This window comes from Nitratireductor aquimarinus, assembly GCF_017255295.1.
Taxonomy (GTDB): Bacteria; Pseudomonadota; Alphaproteobacteria; order Rhizobiales; family Rhizobiaceae; genus Nitratireductor; species Nitratireductor aquimarinus.
The window spans coordinates 131,389-155,314 of record NZ_JAFKDE010000006.1 but is presented as its reverse complement, the minus strand read 5'-3'; the positions used below and the strand labels follow the sequence as shown (position 1 = coordinate 155,314).

Annotated in this window: 20 protein-coding genes and 1 riboswitch; of the genes, 13 read left to right on the top strand and 7 right to left on the bottom strand. The window is 63.2% G+C overall.

Annotated elements, in window-relative coordinates; translation table 11 throughout:
• Positions 1 to 9: 9 nt before the first annotated feature.
• Positions 10 to 2,001, bottom strand: coding sequence for an NHL repeat-containing protein (locus JYP46_RS11720; RefSeq protein WP_206548177.1), 1,992 nt, complete (start codon positions 1,999 to 2,001; stop codon positions 10 to 12).
• Between the two features lie 468 nt (positions 2,002 to 2,469).
• On the opposite strand from JYP46_RS11720, the gene JYP46_RS11715 reads away from it, so the two are divergent.
• Genes JYP46_RS11715 through JYP46_RS11705 form a run of 3 tightly spaced genes read left to right on the top strand, consistent with a single transcriptional unit; the run spans position 2,470 to position 5,049 of the window.
• Positions 2,470 to 3,042 (top strand): sigma-70 family RNA polymerase sigma factor, encoded by a 573-nt coding sequence (locus JYP46_RS11715; RefSeq protein ID WP_206548176.1) that lies wholly within the window; start codon positions 2,470 to 2,472, stop codon positions 3,040 to 3,042.
• A complete protein-coding gene (locus JYP46_RS11710; protein ID WP_113155712.1) occupies positions 3,039 to 3,695 on the top strand; it encodes an anti-sigma factor in 657 nt (218 codons plus the stop codon). Before JYP46_RS11715 ends, JYP46_RS11710 begins: the two co-directional genes overlap by 4 nt.
• Positions 3,688 to 5,049, top strand: coding sequence for a S8 family serine peptidase (locus tag JYP46_RS11705; protein WP_206548175.1), 1,362 nt, complete (start codon positions 3,688 to 3,690; stop codon positions 5,047 to 5,049). The genes JYP46_RS11710 and JYP46_RS11705 overlap by 8 nt, the downstream gene beginning before the upstream one ends.
• Here the strand turns inward: JYP46_RS11705 and JYP46_RS11700 are convergent.
• From JYP46_RS11700 to JYP46_RS11685, 4 genes are read right to left on the bottom strand one after another with little or no spacing between them, the layout of a single operon-like run.
• The gene (locus tag JYP46_RS11700) at positions 5,046 to 5,834 is read right to left on the bottom strand and encodes an ABC transporter ATP-binding protein (RefSeq protein WP_206548174.1); all 789 of its coding nucleotides are present in this window, start codon (positions 5,832 to 5,834) and stop codon (positions 5,046 to 5,048) included. The two genes, JYP46_RS11705 and JYP46_RS11700, sit on opposite strands and share 4 nt — an antisense overlap.
• On the bottom strand, positions 5,834 to 6,814 hold the full coding sequence (locus tag JYP46_RS11695; protein WP_206543940.1) for a FecCD family ABC transporter permease: 981 nt from the start codon (positions 6,812 to 6,814) through the stop codon (positions 5,834 to 5,836). Before JYP46_RS11695 ends, JYP46_RS11700 begins: the two co-directional genes overlap by 1 nt.
• A complete protein-coding gene (locus tag JYP46_RS11690) occupies positions 6,811 to 7,680 on the bottom strand; it encodes an ABC transporter substrate-binding protein (protein ID WP_206548173.1) in 870 nt (289 codons plus the stop codon). The genes JYP46_RS11695 and JYP46_RS11690 overlap by 4 nt, the downstream gene beginning before the upstream one ends.
• Positions 7,680 to 9,542 carry a TonB-dependent receptor plug domain-containing protein gene (locus tag JYP46_RS11685; protein ID WP_206548172.1) on the bottom strand — a complete coding sequence of 621 codons (1,863 nt, stop codon included), beginning with the start codon at positions 9,540 to 9,542 and terminating at the stop codon, positions 7,680 to 7,682. Before JYP46_RS11685 ends, JYP46_RS11690 begins: the two co-directional genes overlap by 1 nt.
• 125 nt (positions 9,543 to 9,667) lie before the next feature.
• Positions 9,668 to 9,879, bottom strand: a riboswitch (cobalamin riboswitch).
• A gap of 276 nt (positions 9,880 to 10,155) precedes the next feature.
• Here JYP46_RS11685 and JYP46_RS11680 point away from each other — a divergent pair.
• The 10 genes from JYP46_RS11680 to JYP46_RS11635 all read left to right on the top strand — a co-directional run bounded on the left by JYP46_RS11680 (position 10,156) and on the right by JYP46_RS11635 (position 22,405).
• Positions 10,156 to 11,808 carry an ABC transporter substrate-binding protein gene (locus JYP46_RS11680; RefSeq protein ID WP_206548171.1) on the top strand — a complete coding sequence of 551 codons (1,653 nt, stop codon included), beginning with the start codon at positions 10,156 to 10,158 and terminating at the stop codon, positions 11,806 to 11,808.
• Between the two features lie 80 nt (positions 11,809 to 11,888).
• Entirely contained in the window at positions 11,889 to 12,926 is a 1,038-nt protein-coding gene (locus JYP46_RS11675; protein WP_206543936.1) for an ABC transporter permease, read from the top strand.
• Positions 12,927 to 12,938: 12 nt separating this feature from the next.
• Complete coding sequence (locus JYP46_RS11670) at positions 12,939 to 14,096, top strand: ABC transporter permease (RefSeq protein WP_113155705.1); 1,158 nt, start codon at positions 12,939 to 12,941, stop codon at positions 14,094 to 14,096.
• Between the two features lie 25 nt (positions 14,097 to 14,121).
• Complete coding sequence (locus JYP46_RS11665; RefSeq protein ID WP_206548301.1) at positions 14,122 to 16,236, top strand: dipeptide ABC transporter ATP-binding protein; 2,115 nt, start codon at positions 14,122 to 14,124, stop codon at positions 16,234 to 16,236.
• Positions 16,237 to 16,392: 156 nt separating this feature from the next.
• Positions 16,393 to 17,355, top strand: a complete 963-nt coding sequence (locus JYP46_RS11660; protein ID WP_206548170.1) for a peptidase inhibitor family I36 protein — start codon at positions 16,393 to 16,395, stop codon at positions 17,353 to 17,355.
• A gap of 199 nt (positions 17,356 to 17,554) precedes the next feature.
• Positions 17,555 to 18,907: an NAD(P)-dependent oxidoreductase gene (locus JYP46_RS11655; protein ID WP_206548169.1), complete on the top strand. Its 1,353-nt coding sequence runs from the start codon at positions 17,555 to 17,557 to the stop codon at positions 18,905 to 18,907.
• Between the two features lie 14 nt (positions 18,908 to 18,921).
• The gene (preA, locus tag JYP46_RS11650) at positions 18,922 to 20,232 is read left to right on the top strand and encodes an NAD-dependent dihydropyrimidine dehydrogenase subunit PreA (RefSeq protein WP_206543934.1); all 1,311 of its coding nucleotides are present in this window, start codon (positions 18,922 to 18,924) and stop codon (positions 20,230 to 20,232) included.
• 130 nt (positions 20,233 to 20,362) lie between these two features.
• Complete coding sequence (locus JYP46_RS11645) at positions 20,363 to 20,860, top strand: RrF2 family transcriptional regulator (RefSeq protein ID WP_206548168.1); 498 nt, start codon at positions 20,363 to 20,365, stop codon at positions 20,858 to 20,860.
• A gap of 30 nt (positions 20,861 to 20,890) precedes the next feature.
• Positions 20,891 to 21,358 carry a carboxymuconolactone decarboxylase family protein gene (locus JYP46_RS11640; protein WP_206543933.1) on the top strand — a complete coding sequence of 156 codons (468 nt, stop codon included), beginning with the start codon at positions 20,891 to 20,893 and terminating at the stop codon, positions 21,356 to 21,358.
• 102 nt (positions 21,359 to 21,460) lie between these two features.
• On the top strand, positions 21,461 to 22,405 hold the full coding sequence (locus JYP46_RS11635; RefSeq protein ID WP_236042182.1) for a DMT family transporter: 945 nt from the start codon (positions 21,461 to 21,463) through the stop codon (positions 22,403 to 22,405).
• Positions 22,406 to 22,407: 2 nt separating this feature from the next.
• Here the strand turns inward: JYP46_RS11635 and JYP46_RS11630 are convergent, their stop codons facing one another.
• Both JYP46_RS11630 and JYP46_RS11625 read right to left on the bottom strand, forming a co-directional pair.
• Positions 22,408 to 23,283, bottom strand: coding sequence for a PaaX family transcriptional regulator (locus tag JYP46_RS11630; protein ID WP_113155698.1), 876 nt, complete (start codon positions 23,281 to 23,283; stop codon positions 22,408 to 22,410).
• A 40-nt stretch (positions 23,284 to 23,323) separates the two neighbouring features.
• Positions 23,324 to 23,920 (bottom strand): TetR/AcrR family transcriptional regulator, encoded by a 597-nt coding sequence (locus JYP46_RS11625; protein WP_113155697.1) that lies wholly within the window; start codon positions 23,918 to 23,920, stop codon positions 23,324 to 23,326.
• Positions 23,921 to 23,926: the final 6 nt, after the last annotated feature.

Here is a 23,926-nt window from a genome sequence, read left to right as displayed (position 1 = left end):
CTCCCTCCCTCACGGCGCACAGGATTCAAGCGGCGTTTCAAGCGGCAACGTCACCTTGCAACAGGGGAAGTAGCCACCCGCATCGGCATCGGACTTTCTGAAGAAGCAAAGGCCGAGATCGACGGTTTCACCAGGGATATGGCCATTGATGCCGAGCGTGAACGGCGTGGCCAGACCGGGAACCGTCTGCCTGGACAGGGAAACGGCGATGCCGGGCGTCAGCGATTTCGCGGAAAGCGTATCGCCGCCGATGCCAGCGCGGTCATGGATGTAAAGATCGGCTTCGAGCCCTGCCGGCGTGCAGAAATACGCCGCCGTCTCCAGCTCGATACAGGGCGGGAGATCGTTCGGGGGCGGGAAACCGGGTGGCCAGCCGGGAACCGGAATTTCACCCGGATAGGGGATTGGTTCGTAGTAGCCGGCGCGGCCCTCACAGGGACGCCAGACCTCCACGTCGCCCACATGGCCCTTCACCTCGGGGTCTTCGAAAAAACCGTCGTAATCGGCAAACCAGGAGCCGAAGGGCGGCTCGTTCTTCGGCCGCACAAGGGTGCTTCGCGTGAGTTGCGCCCCGTGAACGGCAAGAGGCCCGCCTTCGATGAGCTGTTCTTCAAGGGCAGGGTTGTCGCGCAGCCTGTCGCCGGTCTTCACCAGCGTGCTTGCGCATGCATTGCGGTTGAAGAAGCCTTCGGCATCGTACCCGTATTGCAGGTCGATGCCGCCGGCCGTCTGACGATAGGGTTCGGGAAACCCGACCGCATATTCCTGGGGCGTCGGTACCCAGATGCTATCGGTTTCCGGGTCATCGGGGCTTTCGCGCCAGTAGCGCAGCACCGATGCCTCGCCGCTATCGGCAAAGCTGGAATAGTCGTAGCGGTTTTCAACCTCGCCGCGCTGGGCGAGATACATGAAGCCGCGCGTGTCGAAGGCGATGTCGGTGACCGGGAGTTCTTCCTCGGCTTCCACCGTCAGCTCCCAGCGCGGATCGCCGGCAAATGCGCCGTCACGGGCAATGCCCACCGACCAGATTTCCGCCTCTTCGCCGACCGCGTAGTAGAGGCGTCCGCCATGCATGGCGAGGCCATAAACGCGGCGCTCTTCCTGCGTGTAGCCCCAGCTCTTCGGCTCTTCCGTGTCGAAGGCTGCGCCCTGAATGTCCATCACCGCGCCATCGTCGGCCACGGGATCGAGCCCGCGCGCCGGTCGCCCGTCAACGCCGTGATCGAATGTGTCGATCAGATTGCCGTCGATATCGATGCGGTGAATGAGGCCGCTGTCGAGATCGGAGGCGAAGAACTGGCGGTGCGAGCGGTCAAAGGCGATGTTGCCGATGCCCGGACCACTATTGGTGTCGATATCGGCAAACAGTGTGACCGCGCCGGTTATCCCGTCGATCTTCCAGATCGAACCGGGACCGCCGCCATTCTTCTCACCGAACTGGCCGTCCATGAAACGGGCGCCGGCCTTGCCGCGGCGCTGCCGCTCGGGCCGCCCGTCCTCATCCTCGTCCTCCGTAACGATCTGGAGGCCGTGCATGGATGTGGCTGCGGCATAGAGATTGGGCACGATGGCCGTGGTCTCTTCGCGCCTGCCATCATCATAGGCAAGGCCGAACACCTGACCGATTTCGGAGGCCGGTGTCTCGAAGGGCGGTGGCGTGAAGACCACCTGTCCGGTCGGCGGGCTGCCGAGCCAGGTCATGTCGAAGATGCGCAGCGAGGCGCGAGCGGTGTCGATGAAGGTTTCGTCCACCGGGTCCACACCCGGCAGAAGCCCCTCTTCGAAACCGGGAATGACCGTGCCGGGAAATCCCGTCATGGCCATGAAGCCCGGCTGGATGATCGCGCCGTCCTGTGCGTGTGCAGGTGCGTGCAGCGCGAATCCCGCCATCATGGCGAGCGTGATGGCTGCCGTGCCTGCGCGAAGATGTCTGGTGAAAAAAGCGGGTCGCAGAATTGCGCGCCCGTCACCTCGTGCCGGGAACCGGTGGTCCTGCCGCATAACGTGCCTCCCGATACCGTTTCGGGAGGTGCCCGGCCGGGCGTACCTGGTGCGCCCGATCCCCTTGATTCCGGTGTGTTCCCCCGAAGCGAGGTTCTTTTCTACCCCGTCTGGATCAAGACTACGCCTCGGCTTACCCAAGGTCAACAAAGCCGCCCCGGCCATGCGCCGCGGCGGCTTCAACAACCGTTTGCAGTTGATATGCCGTGTCATCACAACACTCCTTTCCGGGCGCGCACCATGCGTACCCTGAAGCCTGTGTCGGTCGCGGCAGTGAAAAGGTTCACGCCCCGGGGAAGTGGTGGGGGAACTGGTGGGGAACAGGTGGGGAATTGGCTTGTGCTGCGCCGGGGTTGAACGATGGGCCTGTTCCCACAGCCTGGCAAATGGACTAGTTTTTTCGGGAGTTGGGGGAAAAGCGATGAACCGGAACGTCCCGTCGCGACACACACTCTCGAAGAGCCGGTCATGAGCGGTGCAATGGGCCAGACGTCCGACGCCGAACTCGTGGCCAGAACGGCGCGCGGCGACAAGGCGGCGCTGAGGCTCTTGTTCATGCGTCATCACACGCGGGTCTACCGCTTCGTGATGCGCCAGACGGGATCGGAAACCATGGCGGACGAAATCGCGAATGAAGTGTTTCTGGAGGTGTGGCGTCAGGCGCCCCGCTTCGAGGCGCGCTCGCAGGTCACCACCTGGCTTCTGGGCATTGCCCGCTTCAAGGCGCTTTCCATGTTGCGCAAGCGCCGGGAAAGCGCTCTGGAAGAAGGGCAGGCCGAGGCCGTGCCGGACGGCGCGGACACGCCGGAGGTCGCAACAATGAAGGACGACAAGGCGACGGCGCTGCGCGGCTTCGTCAATGAATTGTCCGAAGAGCACCGCACTGTGGTCGATCTTGCCTATTATCACGGCAAGTCGGTGACCGAGATCGGCGAGATCCTCTCGGTGCCCGTCGCAACGGTAAAAACCAGAATGTTTTACGCCCGCAAGAAGCTTGGAGAAGCGCTGCAGGCGTCAGGATATGATCGAGGCTGGCCATGAGCGAGAACGCACAATCGAACCGGCGCGACCGGCTGGAAGCGCTGCTGCCGTTCTTCCTGAATGGCACGCTCTCGGGCGCTGAACTGCGTGAGGTGGAAGAATGGCTCGCCTCCGATCCCGAGGCGCTCGCCTCTCTTGCGGAAGCCGAAGGCGAGTATTCGGCAACCCTTGCAGACAATGAGGCAATCCATCCGCCGGCCGATGCGCTGGCGCGCTTCTCGGCGGCGCTGGCCGAAGAGGCCGGGCCTGACCGGGCGGCAGGGCTTACGCTGCGCGAGCGGTTTGCCCGCTTCCTCCCCTCGCTTCCCGTGCAGGCGGCCTGGGTGGCTGCCGGGCTGGCGCTCGCCATTCTCGTCGGCCAGACCGTCTGGCTCAACCTGTCCCAGAACGAGCAATTCTCCGTCGCTGGCGCAGATCGTGAAGCGGCCCCCTTCGTTTTCGTGACCTTCAGGGCCGATGCGTCCATGGCGGAGGTGTCGGCGCTGCTCGATGAAAGCGGTGTCGAGATCGCTGCCGGGCCATTGCCGGGCGGGCTCTACCGTGTGCTTGTGCCCGCAGAAACGGCTGCCCAATATGACGGGATCGCTGCCGCGCTGGCGGAGGCAAGCGTGGTGGAAACCGTTGTGACGGGGCGCAGACCTGCCGATGAATAGGCCTCTCACGCGCATTCTGACCGGCATCCTGCTCACCGCCTTCGCGGGCGGTTCCGCATTCGCCCAGACCACGCCCGACCCGCAGGCCGCACCGGACGGGACGCGCGTCGAGACACAGCCCGCCGGGCGTCACGTGGTCTATCTGCCGCAGATGCTGGCCGAGCTTTTCGGACCTGGAGCGGGCCGCGATGCGCCTGCACAGCCCGCCACACCCGGTGGCGGACCCTCGCCGACCCTTCCCGCACCCGCCGGGGCAGGAGCCTTTTCCCCGCCGGTCGCGCCGCAGCGCGCCATATCCGGGGCTTTCGTGCCCGACGAAGTGCTTGTCACGCTGGATGGCGATGAAGGCGTGGCGGCCGCCGTTGCCGCGCAGTTCGGGCTTGAACTGCGTTCCGCCCGTGCGTCCACGCTTCTGGGCCGCACCGTTGCGCGGTTTGGCATTCCCGATGGCCGCCCGGTGGGCTTCGTTCTTGCCCAGCTTGCCGGCGATGGCCGGCTGGCCGACCGTGTGCCCAACCATGTTTTCCAGCTTCAGCAGGCGGCGGGCGTGGTGAACTACGCCTTTGAACGCATTGCGCTCGATGCCGGTGCTGCAAGCGGCGAGAATGTGAGTGTGGCGGTCATCGACACCGCGCTCGACGGAGACCATCCGGCTCTGAGGGGGCGTGTGGCGGGCACGTTCGATGCGCTGCCCGACATGGAGGTGGCTGACCGGGATCACGGCACATCCATCTCCGGCCTGATCGCCGGCGGCGAGACCTTTCGCGGCATCGCGCCGGGCGTACGCCTACTTCATGCGCGCGCTTTCGAGAGCGGCGTGTCCAGCACGAATGTGCTGCTCGCCGCACTCGACTGGGCGGTGGAAGAGGGCGCGCAGATCGTGAATATGAGCTTTGTCGGGCCGGAAAACCCGCTCTTTTCCGCTGCCTGCAACAATGCGATGGCGCGTGGCGTCGTTCTGGTGGCTGCGGCCGGCAACAACGGACCGGGCGCGCCTTTCGGTTATCCGGCAGCCTATGAGGATGTGATCGCCGTGACCGCCACCGACGTTCACGACCGGCTGATGGGCCAGGCCAATCGCGGCCGCTACATCGACCTCTCCGCACCGGGCGTGAACGTTGTCGCGCCCATCCCCGGTGGTATGGATGTGGTGACGGGCACGTCTTTCGCCGCCGCGATCGTTTCCGGTGCGATTGCCAATCTCATGCATGCCGGCGAGGACGCCGCGCCCGAAGCGCTGGCCGAACTTCTGCGCACCACTGCGGTGGATCTGGGAGCGCCGGGCCGGGATGAAGAGTTCGGCGATGGTCTTCTGAATGCCAAGGCGGCCATGGCGGAGCGTACCGGCAATTAGTCTCTGTTCTGACTTTTTGTGAGGCCGACGGGGGCGATGATGAGGCCATCTTCGTCGCGTGCGCGATGGGCCTTCACGCCATAGATCTCCGCCAGATGCGCTTCCGAAAGCACCGTTTCCGGTGTGCCGAAGGCTGCCAGCCTGCCCTTGTTCAGGAGCATGACCCGGTCGCACCAGCGCGCCGCCAGCGTCAGATCGTGGAGCGATACCAGAACCGTGCGCCCTTCATTCTCTGCAAGCCGCTTCAGCGACTGCATGAGGGTGATCTGATGTGCCGGGTCGAGGCCGGAGGCCGGTTCGTCAGCGATCAGCAGCGGGGTCTGCTGCGCAATGGCGCGCGCCATCAGTACACGCGCCTGCTCGCCGCCTGAAAGCTCGGTGGCGATCCGGTCGGCGAGCGGGGTCACATCGGCCATCTCCATCGCGCGGGCGATGGCCGCTTCATCACCGGCATCCGGGCGGCGTCCGAAGGCGCGCCAGGGCAGGCGGCCCAGCGCCACCAGATCGCGCACGGTGAGACGCCAGCCAATAATGCGCTGTTGCGGCAGATAGGCGATAAGGCGCGCGCGTTCGGCCGGGCTGATCGCGGTGAGATCGTGCGCGCCGAGCCGCATCGCGCCTTCAGCCGGCAATTGCCCGGTCAGCGCACGCATCAGTGTGGACTTGCCTGCGCCATTGGGACCGAGCAGCCCGATCACCTGACCCGGTTCGATGTCGAAACCGACGCCCTCAAGCACCCGCCTGCCACCAAGCTTCACGCTGATATTGTCCGCCTGCAGCCTCATCACAGCATCTCCCGGCGGGCGCGGATCACGAGCCACAGGAAGAAGGGCGCGCCGATTAGCGCCGTCAGAACGCCGACATTCAGTTCGCCCGCCGGCAAAACGAGCCGGGCGGCAATGTCGGCAGCCAGAAGCAGCGCCGCGCCGCCGAGGCCTGCCGGAAGCAAGAGGCTGCTTGGCATGCGGTTCGTGAGCGGGCGGATCAGATGCGGCACCACGAGCCCGATGAAGCCGATGGTGCCGGCCACCGCCGTCGCCGCTCCCACCGAAAGCGCCACACCGGCGACGATCAGGAAACGCGCGCGGCCCATATGAATGCCGAGATTGCCGGCAGCCTCTTCGCCGAGCGACAGCGCATCAATGGCGCGCGCCGAAAGCGCAATCAGCAGCCAGCCGGCGGCCATCAGCGGCAGGGCAAGCAGCACATGCTCCATGGAGCGGTCCTTGAGCGAGCCCAGCAGCCAGAAGATGATTTCATAGGCGGCGAACGGATTGGGCGAGAGGTTGAGCACCAGAGAGGTCAGCGCGCCGGCAAGGCTCGATAGCGCGACGCCGGCCAGAATGAGTGTGAGCGTGGAGCCCTGACGCGCTGCAATGGCAAGCAGGATGAGCACGGCGGCAAGCGCACCGATCAGCGCCCCGGCGGGCAGCGCGTAGAGCGAGCTTCCCGCAAGCCCCGAATAGAACACGGCGACCGCGCCGAGTGCGGCCATGGACGAAACGCCGATCACGCCGGGTTCGGCGAGCGGGTTGCGCAAAAACCCTTGCAGAACCGCGCCTGAAAGGCCGAGTGAAAAGCCGATGGCAAGGCCGAGCAGGGCGCGCGGAAGGCGGATTTCGCGCATGATGATGGCGGCTGCTTCACCGCCGCCGGCGAAAAGCCCTGCAATGCTGTCTCCGATCCCAAGCGCAGCCGGCCCGACCAGCAGCGACAGGATGAAGAGCGCAAGGGCGAGCATTGCGAGCGAGATGGAGAGCTTCATTGCGTGGCGTCCTGCGGGCAGGGCGCGATTTCGGCGCGCAGGCTTGCCAGCGCGCGCACGGCTTCAATCACGGCGGGCGACCCGCAGGACCATGCGCCTGCAGGCACGAATGCGCCGATGCGCGTGTCGGGCAGCGCGGCAATTGCCGGATGGCGCGGCACATGTTCGCCAAGGGTGGGCGCGCCCTCTGACGCGCTGGTGACGATGACGTCGGGCCGGGCGGCGATGACCTGTTCGAGCGGGAAGGGCGCAACGCCCACCAGTCCGAGATCAGCCGCGAGATTGGCAAAGCCCGCCGCCTGCATAACGGAATCGGCCAGCGTTCCGCTGCCAAGCGCGACCCCGTTCTGATCATAGGCGATCATGGTGGGGCGCATGTCGCACTGGCTTTTTGCGATGGCATCAAGCTCCTGCGAAAAATCCTCGGCCAGCTTCTCGGCCCGCGCTTCCTGACCGAGAAGCGCGCCCATGCGGCGGATTTCTCCCGGAATGGTGTCGAGCGTCTGCACGAAGGAAAACTCCTCGACCCTGAAGCCGAGCCTCTTCAGAAGCGCGGTCGTGTTGTGCAGCGAGTAGGTGCCGGTCACCACGAGGTCCGGTTTTTCCAGAAACACTTCTTCGGCAAGACCGCGATTGACCGGAAAATCCTGCGCCTTCTCATGCAGCATGGAAAGGTCCGGCTCGCGGGCAAGGAAGGAAACCGAGATCAGCTGTTCCGGTTCGGCAAGCGTCATGGCGAGCTGATCGGTGCACAGATTGAGCGACATCACCCGCTCGGGCGCAGCTGAAACCGGCGCACTGAGAAGCGCGCCGGCCAGAAATGTCAGGCCGGAAAGGCGGGAGAGGCGTTTCCGGCGCTCACGCATCAGGGCGCGAACTTTGCCTGGAACCCGGCGAACACCGAGAAGCCGGGCGTGTTGTAGCCGCGCACCGTCTGATAATCCTGATCGAGCAGGTTCTCCGCGCGCACATAGAGCTCGGTGTCCTCGGTCGGCTTGTAGGCCACCTTGGCGTTGACCAGCAGGTAATCGTCCAGCTTGAAATTGCCCGTGTCCACCGTGTCGATGGCCGCCTTGGCCGAGGCCGAAATGGTCCATTTCTCGGCAGGCCGAATACTGGCGACCAGCCCGATCTCGTGGCGCGGCACGCGCGGCAGCCGTGCATCGTTCTGATCCACCGAATGCGTGTAGGTGTAGGCTCCGGTGAGGTCGAACCAGTCGGTCGCGGCATAGCTGAGCGAGGCCTCGACACCGCGCATGCGCGACGTGCCGGGGATCTGGTCATACTGGGTCGTGTAACCGATCAGATCGTCGATCTCGAGCTGGAAATAGGTGATGTCGGCGATTGCCCTGTCGTTCCAGAAACGCTGCTCCACGCCAATGTCGAAACCGAAGCTGGTTTCAGGTCGCAGATTGGGGGTTGCCCCGAACGGACCGAAAAGCTCGTTGAGGCTGGGTGCACGGAAGCCGGTTCCCACCGAGCCGTGCAGACGCGTTCCGGTCGCATCGATGAGATAGGAGGCGGTTGCCCGGTATGTGGTGTGCCCGCCGAATTCGCTGTGCTCGTCCTGCCTGAGGCCGGCTGTCAGCGTCAGGTTTTCAACCGGCGTGGCAATGGCCTCGCCCCAGACGCCTGCGATCCAGAAATCGGAATCGATCTGGGGGTTGAACATGCCGGCGGGAAAGACTGCGCTCTGACGTTCGTAATCCGCGCCACCCTGAACCGTCAGCCATTCATTGACGTCGAATGCGCCCAGATAATCGGCCTTGTAGCGGCGACCGTCATAAGAGCCGTCGAACGCGGTGCCGGTGATGGAGCGTTCCAGGTCGAAGGCCTGCACGGAAACCGTGTTGCGGAAGCGGCCGTCCATCAGGTCGAGATTGAAGCCGGCCCGGCCGGCCAGCTGTTTGCTGTGGTTGGTCGCCGTCAGATTGTCGCTCGGCAGAATGGTGCCGAAGCCCTGATTGTCGAACTCGGCTTCCGCGTCGATGTAGAGCGCCGAGCCGAATACGGAGAACACGTCGGAAAATGCATGCTCGGCATTCACGTCGAAGGTGACGTTCTCATAGCCATCGCGCTCCGTGCCCGTAGCCGCAGCCGAAATGCCGTCGGTGCGGTAGCCGGTTGCGTTGATGGAGAGTTTCGACTGTTCGTTCGCCGCCCTGAAGCCGTAGGAGCCGCCGACCGTGCCGTGCGAGCCGCCTTCGCCCTGAATGATATGGGCGATGCCCGGTTCGATGTCGCCCAGCGTCGACAGGCTGATCACACCGGCAATCGCATCGGAGCCGTAAAGCGTGCTCTGCGATCCCTTCAGCACTTCGATGCTCTGCAGGCCGCCCGACAGAAGATACTGGTAGGACGTCTGCACCTGCGGGCTGGTCGGATCGGAAATGTCGATGCCGTTATAGAGCGTCTTCACATAGCGGCGCGGCGCGCCGCGGATCGAAAGGCTGCCCTCTGCGCCAACGCCACCCGGCGATGAGAGGCTCACACCCGGCAGCAGGTCGAGATACTCGACGGCCAGCGGCAGGGACTGTTCCTCGATCTCTTCACGACCCACCACGTTCACCGTCGACCCCACGGTGGAGGCCTCTGCCGGTGTGCGGTTGGGCGTGATGACCAGTTTTTCAAGCACATAGTCTTCTGCGCCCGCCATGGTGGCTGAAAGGCCCGTCAGCAACGCCGAAGCGCTGAGCAGGAGCCGGGTGCGATAACGTCTGGATGGCATGCGTGCTCTCCATGAGAATGCTGCTTCTTTTGCTGGAGAGCGATGGCTGTCTGAATCTGTCCCCCGCCAGCGATGACATTTCGTCACCACTGCGAGATCCACAGCCCCGGAAGCGTCCCGCATCCGGTCGGTGACGGCTCAAGGCAGGTTTCCTGGCTCGCGCTTCATCGGCTTCCTCGCCTTCCCGGGGCATTGCACCCAGTGGCATAGGAGGAGCCTCGGCGCTCACAGTTGCGGGAGCAGCCACGGCTGCGGCCTGATCATGCAGGGCCGTTCCGTGTTCCCTTTTCCCCGGCATGCGAGTGCCTGCCGGAGCACCTCAAGCGAACAAAATTCGCTTACCAACTGGCTCCGGCAGCGTCAATTGCGGCCTGTGGGACGGCTGTTCCACCCATAACGGTGCAGGTGGCGGGTATTGTCAGTACAGGTTTCGGAAATTGTTGCGAAATCGGCTCTATTTGTCAGTTTTGCGGCTCATTTGTCGCAAACTCGTCATTTCAACGGTCGAAAAACCTGCAAAACTTACCATTGGCCCCGGTCGTTTTTTGACATCGCTGGCGCGATGGGAAATGCTGAACACAAACTGATAACGGCAAGAAATGGGAGTGCGTCGATGACGTTTTTCAAGAGCAATGGCGAGAAAGTGCCAGCCCGCGTCGCCGAAATGGCGAACGAAGCGCGCGTCGGAAAAATGGACAGACGTGAGTTCCTGGCGCTCGCAAGCGCACTCGGCGCATCGACAGCCGCCGCCTACGGCATGCTCGGCCTTGCCGCGCCCACACATGCGCTCGCTCAGGAGCCCAAGATGGGCGGCACGCTGCGTGTGGCCATGTTCATCAAGGATCCGAAAGACCCGCGCACGGCCGACTGGTCCGAGATCGCGAACGCCATGCGCCAGACGCTTGAGCCGCTGGTGAAATACACGCGCGACTTCACCTTTGAGGGCCGGCTTCTGGAGAGCTGGGAGGTCAACGAAGACGCCACCGAGTACATTCTCCACGTGCGTCCGGGCGTGACCTGGAACAATGGCGACGCCTTTACCGCAGACGATGTGATCTACAACTTCAACCGCTGGTGCGATCAGACGGTGGAGGGCAACTCCATGCCCGCCCGCATGGCCGCACTCATCGATCCGGAGACCAAGAAGGCGCGCGAAGGCGCGATCGAGAAGGTCGACGACATGACGGTGAAGCTCAACCTGTCAGCCCCTGACATTTCCATCATTCCCGGCATGGCCGACTATCCGGGCCTGATCGTGCATCCGAGCTTTGATGAGACGGGCCGTGATTTCATCGTCAATCCCATCGGCACCGGTCCCTTCGAACTCGTTTCATACGAAGTGGGCAACCGCGTCGAGCTGAAGAAGCGCGAAGACGGCAAGTGGTGGGGCGGCGAGGCCTATCTCGATGGCATCGAGTTCATCGATTACGGCACCGATCCATCGGCCATGGTAAGCGCCTTCGAATCCGGCGAGATCCACACCAATTACGAGACCACCGCCGATTTCGTGGACATTCTCGACGCCATTGGCCTGGTCAAGTCCGAGGTCACCACGGCAACGACGATTGTGGCCCGCACCAATGTCAACAACAAGCCGTATGACGATGAGCGGGTGCGCCGCGCGCTGCAGATGGCCGTGGACAACGCCACAGTTCTGGCGCTTGGCTACGACAATGCCGGCGAGGTGGCCGAGAACCACCATGTTTGCCCGATCCATCCCGAATATGCGGAGCTGCCCAAGATCGAGCGCAATGTGGACGCGGCCAAGGCGCTGATGGAAGAGGCCGGCCAGATGGAGCATGAGCACGAGCTGATCTCGGTCGACGAGGACTGGCACAAGAACACCGGCGACGCCATTGCCGCGCAGCTTCGCGAGGCGGGTTTCAAGGTCAAACGCACCGTTCTGCCGGGCTCGACCTTCTGGAACGACTGGACGAAATACCCGCTGTCCATGACCAACTGGAACATGCGCCCGCTCGGCATTCAGGTGGTCGCGCTCGCTTATCGCACAGGCGAGGCGTGGAACGAGTCCGCCTATTCCAATCCCGAACTCGACAAGCTGATCGAACAGGCGCTGGCCATTCCGGACCCCGACAGCCGCCGCGAGGTGATGAAGCAGATCGAAGAGATCCTTCAGGGCTCCGGCATCATCATCCAGCCCTATTGGCGCAAACTCTACAATCACTCCGTGGAGACCGTGATGAACCACGGCATGCACCAGACCTTCGAGATCGACCTGGAAAAGGTCTGGCTCGACGAGGGCTGAGACCCGGAACAGGGGGCCGCACGGGCCCCCATTGCGCAGGCAACCAACAACAACCTCCGTAAACGGGGGAAGGGGAAACCGTGCTTGGATTTATTCTGAGACGTATGGGCGTCATGGCATTGACGATGCTGTGCCTGACCCTTGTCGTGTTCTTTCTGGTCAATCTGGAGCCCAATCTCAAAAAGCTAGCGATCAGCCAGCTCGACATGCGCTCCTCGGCTGAAGAGCTCGAAAGCTGGCTTGAGAAGAACGGCTACCGGCAGAATTTTTTTGTGCGCTATGGCCAATGGCTCGGCGTCGTCCAGAAACAGCCCAACATCGACCCCGAAACGGGCGTCGCCACGCCACGGTTTTCCTATTGCGACGAACCCGCCGAGCCCTATTACGGCGGCATTTTGCAGGGTGATTTCGGCTGCTCCACCAAGTTCAAGGTGCCGGTGGCCGAAAAGCTCTTTCCGGCTCTGGGCGCCACCGGCATCCTCATGTTCTGGGTGATGGTGGTGATGGTGCCCGTCGCGCTCCTGATCGGCGTTCTGGCCGGAATGCGGGAGGGCAGCCGCACTGACCGCACCCTTTCGGTCGCCTCCATCGCCACCACGGCGACGCCCGAATATGTGTCGGGCGTGATCTTCGCCGTCATCTTCGCTTCCTGGCTCGGCTGGCTCAACGGCTCCGCCGCCACCGCCACGCGGCAGGGCATTTCGTTTTACAATTTCACCCTGCCGGTCATGACCATGGCGATCTACGGCATCGGCTATATCGCGCGCATGACGCGGGCCTCGATGGTCGAGGTGATGACGCAGCAATACATCCGTACGGCGCGCCTCAAGGGGCTCGGCTTCCGCACCGTCGTGCTCAAACACGCGCTGCGCAATGCGCTGATCGCACCGTTCACGGTCATCATGCTCCAGTTCCCCTGGCTTTTGACCGGCGTGGTCATCGTCGAGGTGATGTTCCGGTATCAGGGGTTTGGCTTCACGCTGGTGGAGGCGGCGAGCAACAACGATATCGACCTGTTGCTCGGCTGCTCGCTGGTCTCGGTTTTCGTGGTTTTGTCGACGCAGCTCATTTCCGATGTCGGCTATGCCTATCTCAATCCGCGCATCCGCGTGCAGTAGGGAGGACGCGCGATGCAAGTGGATTATCTTGGAACCTTCGGCATCATTCTTGGCGTTCTGGCGCGCTTCTGGCCGGTCTGGGTGGCGCTGGCGATCATTCTGGTTTTAAGCCTGCGCTTTCGCAGCCGGCTCGGCCTTTACGGCCAGCTTTTCGACACGGGCGTTGGCATTACCGGCGTCATGATCTGCTGCTTCTGGCTGTTCACTGCAATCTTCGCCGGCACGGTCGCCCCCTTCGACCCGCTGGCGCAGTTCCCGATCATGAAGAACGTGCTGCCCGGCGCCATCGAGCCGGAGACGGGACAGGCTTTCCTCTTCGGTGGCGACAGGCTCGCGCGTGACGTCTTTTCACGCATGGTCTATGGCAGCCAGATCGTGCTGATCATCGCCCCGGCGGCCACGCTGTTTGCGCTGATGGTGGGCACCACGCTTGGTCTGCCCGCCGGCTATTATGGTGGGCGCATCGACAGTCTCCTGTCGTTCCTCGCCAATCTGGTGCTGGCCTTCCCGGTCATCCTGCTCTTCTACCTGCTGGTCACGCCGGGCATTCGCGAAACACCGATCCCGCAATGGATGGCGGGCACATTCTTCATTTTCCCGATCATCTTTTTCGTGACGTTGTTCTGGACGCGCTATCGCAGCCGCCCGCAATTGCTGGCCATCCAGCTCGCGCTGACGCTTCTGATCGGCGGCTGGATTTATGTCGGCCTCGTCTTCGACGCCGATCCGCTCGGCATCATCTCGATCAGCTCCAACCAGCTCAACATCTTCGTTGCGGTGGTGTTTGCTTCATCGCCCGGCGTTTTCCGCATCGTGCGGGGCCTCGTCATGGACATCAAGACCCGGGACTATGTGGCCGCCGCCCAGACGCGGGGTGAAACGCCCTGGTACATCATGCTTTGGGAAGTGCTGCCCAATGCGCGCGGGCCGCTCATTGTCGATGTGTGCCTGCGCATCGGCTACACAACCATTCTGCTCGGCACGCTTGGCTATTTCGGCCTCGGTCTTGCGCCCGAAAGTCCCGACTGGGGCACCGGCATCAAGGAATCGAGCCGCCTTCTGCGCGCCTATGTGCATCCTGCGCTTCCGCCCGTCTTCGCCCTCATGTCCTTCGTTCTGGGGCTGAACCTGCTCGCCGATGCGCTGCGTGAGCAATCGCTGAAGGATTGAGTGGATGAACACTGAAAGCGACGCCATGAACGAAGCCATCAGCACGACGCGCAGCGTGAATGCTGACGAACCGATCCTCGAGATCGAGAAACTGTCCATCTCCTTCTTCACTCGGGCCGGTGAGATACCGGCGGTGATGGATTTTTCCTGCAGGGTCATGCCGGGCGAGGCCATGGGCATTGTCGGCGAATCCGGCTGCGGCAAGTCCACCGTGGCGCTCGGCATCATGCGCGATCTTTCCAATGTGGGGCAGATCGTCGGCGGCCGCATCCGCTTCAAGGGGCGGGACATGGCCGGGATGAGCGAGGAGGAGTTGCGCCAGATACGCGGCAACGAGATCGCCATGATCTATCAGGAGCCGATGGCGAGCCTGAACCCGGCCATGAAGATCGGCAAACAGCTCATGGAAGTGCCAATCATCCATGACCGTGTGTCGAAGGATGAAGCCTGGAACCGCGCGCTGGAGATGGTGGAGGCCGTTCGCCTGCCGGACCCGGAGCGCATCATGCGCTCGTTCCCGCACCAGCTTTCGGGCGGCCAGCAACAGCGCATCGTCATCGCCATGGCGCTTCTGTCAAAGCCGGCACTGCTTCTTCTGGATGAGCCAACCACCGCGCTCGATGTCACGGTCGAGGCGGGCATCGTGGAACTGGTGAAGGGGCTCGGCAAGAAATACGGCACGTCGATGATCTTCGTGTCGCACAATCTGGGCCTGATCCTGGAAACCTGCGACCGCGTCACCGTCATGTATTCCGGCGAGGCGGTGGAAACGGGCCGCGTCGAGGATGTCTTCGACCGCATGAGGCACCCCTATACACAGGGCCTGTTCCGCTCGATCCCGTTGCCCGGCGCAGACAAGAACGCCCGGCCGCTGATCGCCATCCCCGGCCAGTTGCCGCTGCCGCATGAGCGTCCCGATGGCTGTAATTTCGGCCCACGCTGCCAGCACTTCAAGGCGGGCCTGTGCGATGCCGGCGATATTCCCATGCGCGCGATCGAGGGGCATGAGCAGCACCGTTCGCGCTGCGTGCGTTTCGACGATATCGACTGGAAGGCGCTGCCGGAGGGGGCGCTTGTGGAGCAGGAGCCTGTTGAGCCCGGCGCTCCCATGCTGCGGATCGAGAATCTCAAAAAGTATTATCACGTTGCCGCAAACAGCATTTTCGGCGGTGGCGACACCAAGACGGTGAAGGCCAACGAGCAGATCAGCTTCGAGGCGCGCGAGTCCGAGACGGTGGCCATCGTTGGCGAATCCGGCTGCGGAAAATCGACGCTCGCCAAGGTGCTTCTGGGGCTTGAGACGGCGACTGATGGCACGGTGATGCTCGGCAATGAACCGATCCAGGCGACGCCGGTCGAAGACCGCTCCACCGGCACGGTCGCCAGCATCCAGATGGTGTTCCAGAACCCGTTCGACACGCTCAATCCGAGCCATTCCGTCGGCTCGCAGATCATCCGCACGCTGGAAAAATTCAACATCGGGAAGACGCTGGCCGACCGAAAGCAGCGCATGCTGGAGCTGCTCGACCTGGTCAAGCTGCCGCGCGCCTTCGCCGAGCGCATGCCACGCCAGCTTTCGGGCGGTCAGAAGCAGCGCATAGGCGTCGCCCGGGCCTTTGCCGGAAATGCAAAGGTTGTTGTGGCAGACGAGCCGGTCTCCGCGCTCGATGTTTCGGTGCAGGCGGCGGTGACCGAGCTGCTGATGGATATTCAGCGCAAGAACAAGACGACCATGCTGTTCATCAGCCACGATCTCTCGGTCGTGCGCTATCTCGCCGACCGGGTGGTGGTCATGTATCTCGGCCACATTGTCGAGCAGGGCACGACCGACCAGATATTCGCGCCGCCCTACCACCCCTATACGGAGGCGCTTCTTTCCGCGATCCCCATCGCCGATACCTCGGTGCGCAAGAAGCACATCGTTCTGGAAGGGGACATACCCTCAGCCATGAACCCGCCCTCGGGCTGCCCGTTCCAGACGCGCTGCCGCTACAAGGATCAGGTTCCGGGCGGAAAGTGTGAGCGCGAGGTGCCGCCGCTGAAGGATCTGGGCAATGGCCATTTCAGCCTGTGCTGGCTGGATGGTGCAACGCTTGCGGGCATGGAGCCGGTCATCAGCTTCGACGCGCCATCGGATTGATCGGCGCGCCCGGCCGGAGGGCGGGCCGTGGCGTTTGCGCCGCGCGCCCTGTCTGCGCCTGTCGTCAACATCATCGTTTTGTTCAATGACTTCTGGATATGCGGCTGATTTTCCATCACTTTGCGCCGACTAACCGGATTGCAACAGGAGATTCGCATGCCCTCGGGGTTCTTCCGCTTCCTTCTCATGGCGTTCGCCGCTCTTGGCCTGGCGGCCGCGCTGTCGGTTCCGGCGCGCGCGCAGCAGAATGTTCAGGCAGTGGTCACGACCGATCTCAACATGCGCGAAGGCCCCGGCACACGCTATCGCGTGGTTCTGACCATTCCGAATGGCGCGCGCGTGGTGACGCTGCGCTGCACCGACCGTTATGAATGGTGCGAAGTGGGTTATGCGGGGCGCACGGGCTGGGTTTCCGCGCGTTATCTGCGCGACACAAGGCCGGCTTACAGGGATCGCCCGATCTCCGATATCGGATCGACGCTCGGGCTCAAATTGTTTGATTTCGTCATGCGCGAGCTGGATGATCGCCGCCGTGACGACACCGCTTTCGACAATGACGACCGTTTCGACGGTGATCGCCGCCCGACCCCGCGCAATGTGTGCTTTTACGACCGTCCGAACTTTCAGGGCCGCCGTCTCTGCGCCGGCATTGGCGACGATGCGCGCGTGATGGATCGCAACTGGGATGGCCGCGTGGCCTCGATCCGCGTTGGCGAGCGCACCTCCGTCGAGATCTGCTCAAGGATCGACTATGCCGGTCGCTGCGATCTCCTCACCCGTGATGTGCCTTCTCTGCGCCGGGGCGACACGGTTTCGTCCTTCCGGGTTTATCGCCGCCGGCCGGGCGACGAGGGCAGCTATGACCGGGTCCGTCGCGCCTGTTTTTACGAGCGTGTCGATTTCCGGGGCGCGAGCATCTGTTTCGATGCCGGTGATGGCACGGCGCGCCTGCCGCGCGAATGGAACAACCGCATCTCCTCGGTGACGCTTGAGGGCGGTGCCGAGGCGCGTGTCTGCGAGCGGCGCAATTTCGGCGGCTGGTGTGAAACCATCCGTCGCGACACCCGCCGACTGCGCGACATTTACAACGACGACATCAGTTCCATCGAGGTCTTCTGATCGCCCATTGCAGGGCCGTCCGCATCGCAAACGCCGCCCTTGCCGGGCGGCGTTTTTTGTTTGATATCCGCGGCTTGTAAATATGAATTGTAAATTCATGTTTTAATTCAAGAGGATGCGGCGGGGTCGAAAATTTGACCGATTGATAAAAAAAAGAAACTGCGCTAGCCTTTCCCCAATAATAAAAGGGGAATACGGAATGGCTGATGGTCTCTACGCGGACGGCATCGCCGCCGGCCGCCTTTCCGGTGAGGAATACGAAAAGAACTTCGCCGACCTGCATCCACCGCTCGACCGCCATGAGGCGGCCGTCGAGGCGGACAGGTGCTACTTCTGCTTCGATGCGCCGTGCACCACGGCGTGTCCGACATCGATCGACATACCCATGTTCATCCGGCAGATCGCGACGGACAATCCGTTGGGTTCGGCCAGAACGATCTTCGACCAGAACATTCTGGGCGGCATGTGCGCCCGCGTCTGTCCCACGGAGACCCTCTGCGAGGAGGCCTGCGTGCGTGAGGAGGCAGAGGGCAAGCCGGTCCAGATCGGCAGGCTCCAGCGCTATGCCACGGACGCGGCCATGGAGGCTGACGCGCAGTTCTATGAACGCGCTGCGCCAACCGGCAAGAGCGTTGCCATTGTCGGGGCAGGGCCCGCAGGCCTTGCCTGTGCGCACCGTCTGGCCATGCATGGTCATGACGTGACGATCCTTGAGGCGCGGCCCAAGCCCGGCGGGCTCAACGAGTTCGGCATTGCCGCCTACAAGACGCCCAATGGCTTCGCCCAGGCCGAGGTCGATTACCTTATGGCCATTGGCGGCATCCGTCTTGAGGAAGGAAAGGCGCTGGGGCGTGATTTTTCGCTTGGCGATTTAACGCGTGATCACGACGCCGTCTTTCTTGGCATGGGGCTTGCCGGCGTCAATGCGCTCGGTGCGGAAGGCGAAGCGGCTGACGGCGTCGAGAGCGCGGTCGACTACATTGCCCATCTGCGTCAGGCGAGGGATCTCGCCAGCCTGCCGGTCGGTCGGCGTGTCGTCGTCATCGGCGGCGGCATGACGGCCATCGACGCAGCCGTACAGGCGCGGCTTCTGGGCGCGGAGGAGGTCACGATCTGCTACCGGCGCGGCCAGGAACACATGAACGCTTCGGCGTTCGAGCAGGATCTGGCGGCGTCCAAAGGCGTCACCATAAGGCACTGGCTCCAACCAACGCGAATCATCGCCGACAATGGCCGGGTGAGCGGCATCGAGCTTGAATACACGGCGCTGAAGGACGGCAGGCTTTCAGGCACCGGCGAAACGCTGACGCTGCGCGCCGATCAGGTCTTCAAGGCCATTGGCCAGTCCTTCGAGGCAGGCGTTCTGAACGGCAGCACCGCGTCGGTTGAGCTTGAAGGGCGTCGCATCAAGACCGATGCGGAAGGGCGCACCTCCATGCCGAACGTCTGGGCCGGTGGCGATTGCATCGCCGGCGGCGACGATCTCACCGTATCGGCGGTCGCGCAGGGGCGCGACGCAGCCGAGAGCATTCATCGCGCATTGGCCGGCTGAGGAGCGGAAAACCCATGGCAGACATTCGCAGCAATTTCGTCGGCATCAAGTCTCCCAATCCCTTCTGGCTTGCTTCCGCACCACCCACAGACAAGGCCTACAATGTCGAGCGCGCCTTCAAGGCGGGCTGGGGTGGCGTCGTCTGGAAGACACTGGGCGAGGAGGGGCCTCCGGTCGTCAATGTCAACGGACCCCGCTACGGCGCGATCTGGGGCGCGGACCGCCGGCTTCTCGGCCTCAACAACATCGAGCTCATCACCGACCGCGACCTTTATCTGAACCTGCGCGAAATCAAGCAGGTGAAGAAGAACTGGCCGGACCGGGCGCTCATCGTTTCGCTCATGGTGCCGTGTGAGGAGCAGGCGTGGAAAGCCATCCTTCCGCTGGTGGAAGAGACGGAAGCCGATGGTATCGAGCTCAATTTCGGCTGTCCGCACGGTATGAGCGAGCGCGGAATGGGCGCAGCCGTTGGCCAGGTGCCCGAATATGTCGAGATGGTGGTGCGCTGGTGCAAGCAGAACACGCGCATGCCCGTCATCACCAAGCTCACGCCCAACATCACCGATGTGCGCCAGCCCGCCCGCGCGGCCCATGCCGGCGGCACGGATGCGGTGTCGCTCATCAACACGATCAATTCCATCACCTCGGTCAATCTCGACAATTTCGCGCCCGAACCCACCATCGACGGCAAGGGCTCCCATGGCGGCTATTGCGGCCCGGCGGTAAAGCCCATCGCGCTCAACATGGTGGCCGAGATCGCCCGCGATCCGCAGACCGCAGGCCTGCCCATCTCCGGCATTGGCGGCATCACCACATGGCGCGATGCCGCCGAGTTTCTGGCGCTGGGGTCCGGTACGGTTCAGGTCTGCACCGCCGCCATGACCTACGGTTTCAAGATCGTCGAGGAGATGATCGAGGGGCTTGAAAACTGGATGGACGCCAAGGGGCACGCCACGCTCGATGACGTGATCGGCCGCGCGGCGCCCAATGTCACCGACTGGCAGTATCTGAACCTCAACTATGTCACCAAGGCGCGCATTGATCAGGACCAGTGCATCAAGTGCGGTCGCTGCCACATCGCCTGCGAGGACACGTCTCATCAGGCAATCACGGCCATGGTCGACGGCAAGCGTCATTTCGAGGTGATCGAAGAGGAGTGCGTCGGCTGCAATCTGTGCGTCAATGTCTGTCCGGTGGAGGGCTGCATCGACATGGTGCCGCTGGCCGCCGGGGCGCTCGACAAGCGCACGGGCGAGAAGGTCGAGCCGGTCTACGCCAACTGGACGACGCATCCGAACAACCCTTCCAAAGTGGCTGCGGAATAGGTCTGGCGGCGGCGGTTATCCGCCGCCGTTTTTCTTTGAGCGTCTGTCAGGAAATGGCAGAAGCAACGTCTACTCCTATTGCGGATAATTATTATCCAGGATATATTTTATCCGCAATAGGGAGATCGACATGAAACTGAGTGAAGGCGTTGAGGCGGCGATCCATTGCGCCACGCTTCTTGCGCAGCTGGAAGAGGGGCGCACCATGCCGGCCGGCGCGCTTGCCGAATATCACGGCCTCTCGCCAAGTTATCTGCTCAAGCATTTGAAAACGCTGACGGCCGCCCGCATTCTCGAATCGGTTTCCGGGCCCCATGGCGGCTATCGCCTGGCGCGGTCGGCGGATGCGATCACCCTGCTGGACGTGGTGCTTGCCATCGAGGGGCCGCAGCCGGCCTTTCGCTGTGCGGAGATCCGCCAGCGCGGGCCGGGTGCGCTGGAACCCGAGGTCTATGCCGCGCCCTGCAACATCAACGCCGCCATGCTGCGCGCCGAGCAGGCCTATCGCGCCGAGCTGCGCAAGACGCGGCTGAGTGACGTGATCTCCGACTATCTGGGGGAGGCCGATCCGCGCGCGCTCGCCTTCAGCTGCGCCTTCGTTGCGCGAAACCAGCGTCCGCAGGGCTGACGCCATCTTCTGAAATGGAAAGGAATGATCATGCAAGAACGCCTGAACTATGTGAAGACCGAGCCGAAACTGCTTGGCGCGATCTTCAATCTCAAGAAGGCGGTGAACGAAAGCGGCCTCGATCAAGGGCTGATCCATCTGGTGAACCTGCGCGCCTCGCAGATCAATGGCTGCTCCTATTGTGTCGACATGCACACCCGCGAGGCGCGGCGCGATGGCGAGAGCGAGCAGCGTGTGCATCTCGTCTCGGCATGGCGTGAATCCCCGCTCTATACCGGGCGTGAGCGCGCAGCCCTTGCCTGGACCGAGCGTCTGACGCACATCTCCGACGGCCCGGTCGAGGATGCGCTCTACAATGAGATGCTGGAGCATTTCTCCGAGCAGGAGCTGGTGCAGCTTACCGTGCTCGTCGGTCTCATCAATGTGTGGAACCGCATCGCGATCCCGTTCCGCTCGGTCCATCCGGTGATCGCCGATGATGCGTCGGCTGCCGCCTGATCCCTTTTAAGCCAGAACACGCCTTTCTGCCGAGCAGCCCGAAATCCGGTTTGGATTTCCGGGCTGTTCCTTTAGGCTGAATGGCGTTCTTCGGGGGATGCATTGACTGACACGGTAGAGACGAAGGCCGCGCGGCGCGAGGCGTATCGCACCAGCGCGACGGGGGTGCAAAAGCGGCTTGGCCATTTGGCCATGCTGGCCTTTGCAACACTGGTCGCCGGCTCCTTCTCTCTGGGGTCGATGGCCGCGCAGCATATCGGCCCGGTCGCGCTCAATGCCGCCCGTTTCCTGATCGGCATTGTCTTCATGGGGCTGGTGGTGCGCTTTGTGCTGCGCCAGCCGCTTCCCTTCCCGAAAGCCCCGTGGCGCTTTCTGGTTCTGGGCGGCCTGATGGCGTTCTATTTCGTCACCATGTTCGTGGCGCTCGGCATGACCAGCCCGGTCTCGACCGGCGCGGTCTTCACGCTGATGCCGCTGCTCAGCGCCTTTTTCGGTTATCTCTTCCTGCGGCAGGTGCCGCGCGGGCTCGTTATCCCGAGTCTCGTTCTGGCCGGTCTCGGCTCGGTCTGGGTCATTTTCGACGGCAATTTCGAAGCCATGCGCCGCTTCGACATGGGCGAGGGGGAGCTGATTTTCTTTGTCGGAGTCATCGGGCATGCGGCCTATGCCTCGCTCGTCCGGCTCTACAATCGCGGCGAGCCGGTCTTCGCCTTCACCTTCTGGACGCTGCTGGCCACAGGCGTGCTGATTGCGCTTTACGGCGTGGGCGAGATCGCCGCGACCGACTGGTTCGCCCTGCCGTCGATCACCTGGCTGGCGATCTTCTATCTGGCGATCTTCACCACGGCCGGCACGTTCTTCCTGCTCCAGTTTGCCGCCCTGCGGCTGCCCGCCTCCAAGGTGCTCGCCTATAACTACCTCACACCGACGCTGATCATCGTGTTCGAAGGTCTGCTCGGCCATGGCTGGGCGAGCCTTTCGGTGATGGTTGGCGCCGTGGTGACCATTCTCGGCCTGGTCATTCTGGCGCTGTCGCCCGAAGGCTGAGTTCAGTCGCCGAAGCGCCGTCCGAACCCTTTTGGATCAACCAGCGCCGGCAGGCCGGTTTCATCGAGCCACGCTTCGCTCGGTGCGCTCAGTCTGCGATAGATGTCGCGCACCAGCCTGCGTGCCGTCTCGCCCGGCCAGTCCTGCGGCAGGAGCGCGGTCGGCAGGCCGGGATCGCGCAGCACGATGCGTCGCCAGTCATGAATGAGCAGGGTGCGTGCCGCCATCGCGTCGATGGGCGCGGGCATATGCGTTCCGGCAAGCTGATCGGCCAGCGGCGTGTAATCGGCAATCAGCTCCGCATAGGCGGCGGCGATCTCGTCTGAAGGCCAGAGGCTGCGCAGCATTTCGGGATGTTCGGCGCTTGAACCGTGGATCACCAGCATGTCCGCGAGCACGGCGTCGCCGTTCGGCATTCTGGTGCGTGGCAGCAGGTGAACCCCTTCCGCGATCTTCAGGAAGCCGCGCTCCTTCAGCGCCTCGTCATGTTCGCCATTGCCGTTGGGCGGCGCGATCGCCACCGTCCACGAGCCATCCCAGTCGGGCGCGCCCGCTGCATAGATGCGCCGTGTCGCCAGGTCGAAGGCGTGCTGGCCATGCCGGTCCAGCGAGAAGAAGGAGTTGCGGCCGCGCCGTTCGCGCACCACCCAGCCATCGCCGGCAAGCCGCGACATGGCGGTGCGCAGCGCACCGGCCTCGATGCCCAGCCGCGCCATCACGGTTTGAAGTGCGGCCAGCGGCGCTTCGCCGCCACGCGGCACGATGGCGTCGCCGAACAGGGTGATCACCAGTGACCAGACCCTGAGGCGGCCGCGCCCGTGCAGGCGGTCGATCAGATCGGAAAGGGTGGTTTCTGCAGTTTCGGTCGGCGCATCCATGCCATCCACATGCCACGGGACGGGGAGGCGGGCAAGATTGTCAGTCGAGCCCCTTCACGCCACTCACCAGAAGATGCGTGGCAAGCTTCGCATAGTCCTGCCGGGAGATGCCGCGATCCTCGCGGAACCACATGTAAAACCAGTTGAGCATGCCGAACAGGCTCATCGTCACCGGTTTCAGAAGCGGCCTGTTGTCGAAGACTTCCGGGTTCACCTGCCGCACCGCTTCGGCAAACAGCGCAACCAGCCGGCGCTCCAGCGCTTTCAGCTCTTCCTGCTGTGCGTCGGGCAGAAGCTGAAGGCCGGAAAGCTGCACGCGGTGCTCATTGTCCGCATCGCGATAGGCGTCGAGCAGCGCCGTCACCAGCCCTTCCAGCCGCTCCTGCGGAGCTTCATGGGGCTGGTCAGCCTCTTCCACGGCTTCCACCAGTTCCTGCAAATGCGTTTCGATAATGTCGAAAAGCAGCGCTTCCTTGGAGGTGTAGTAGTGATAGAGCAGCGCCTTCGAAACGCCGAGTTCCGTTGCAAGCTGGTTCATCGAGGCGCGGTCATAGCCGTCACGCGCGAAGATGCGCGCTGCGCCATGCAGCATGGCGTCGCGCTTGTCGTCATAATCCTTGGCTCGGGTGCGGGCCATCAATGC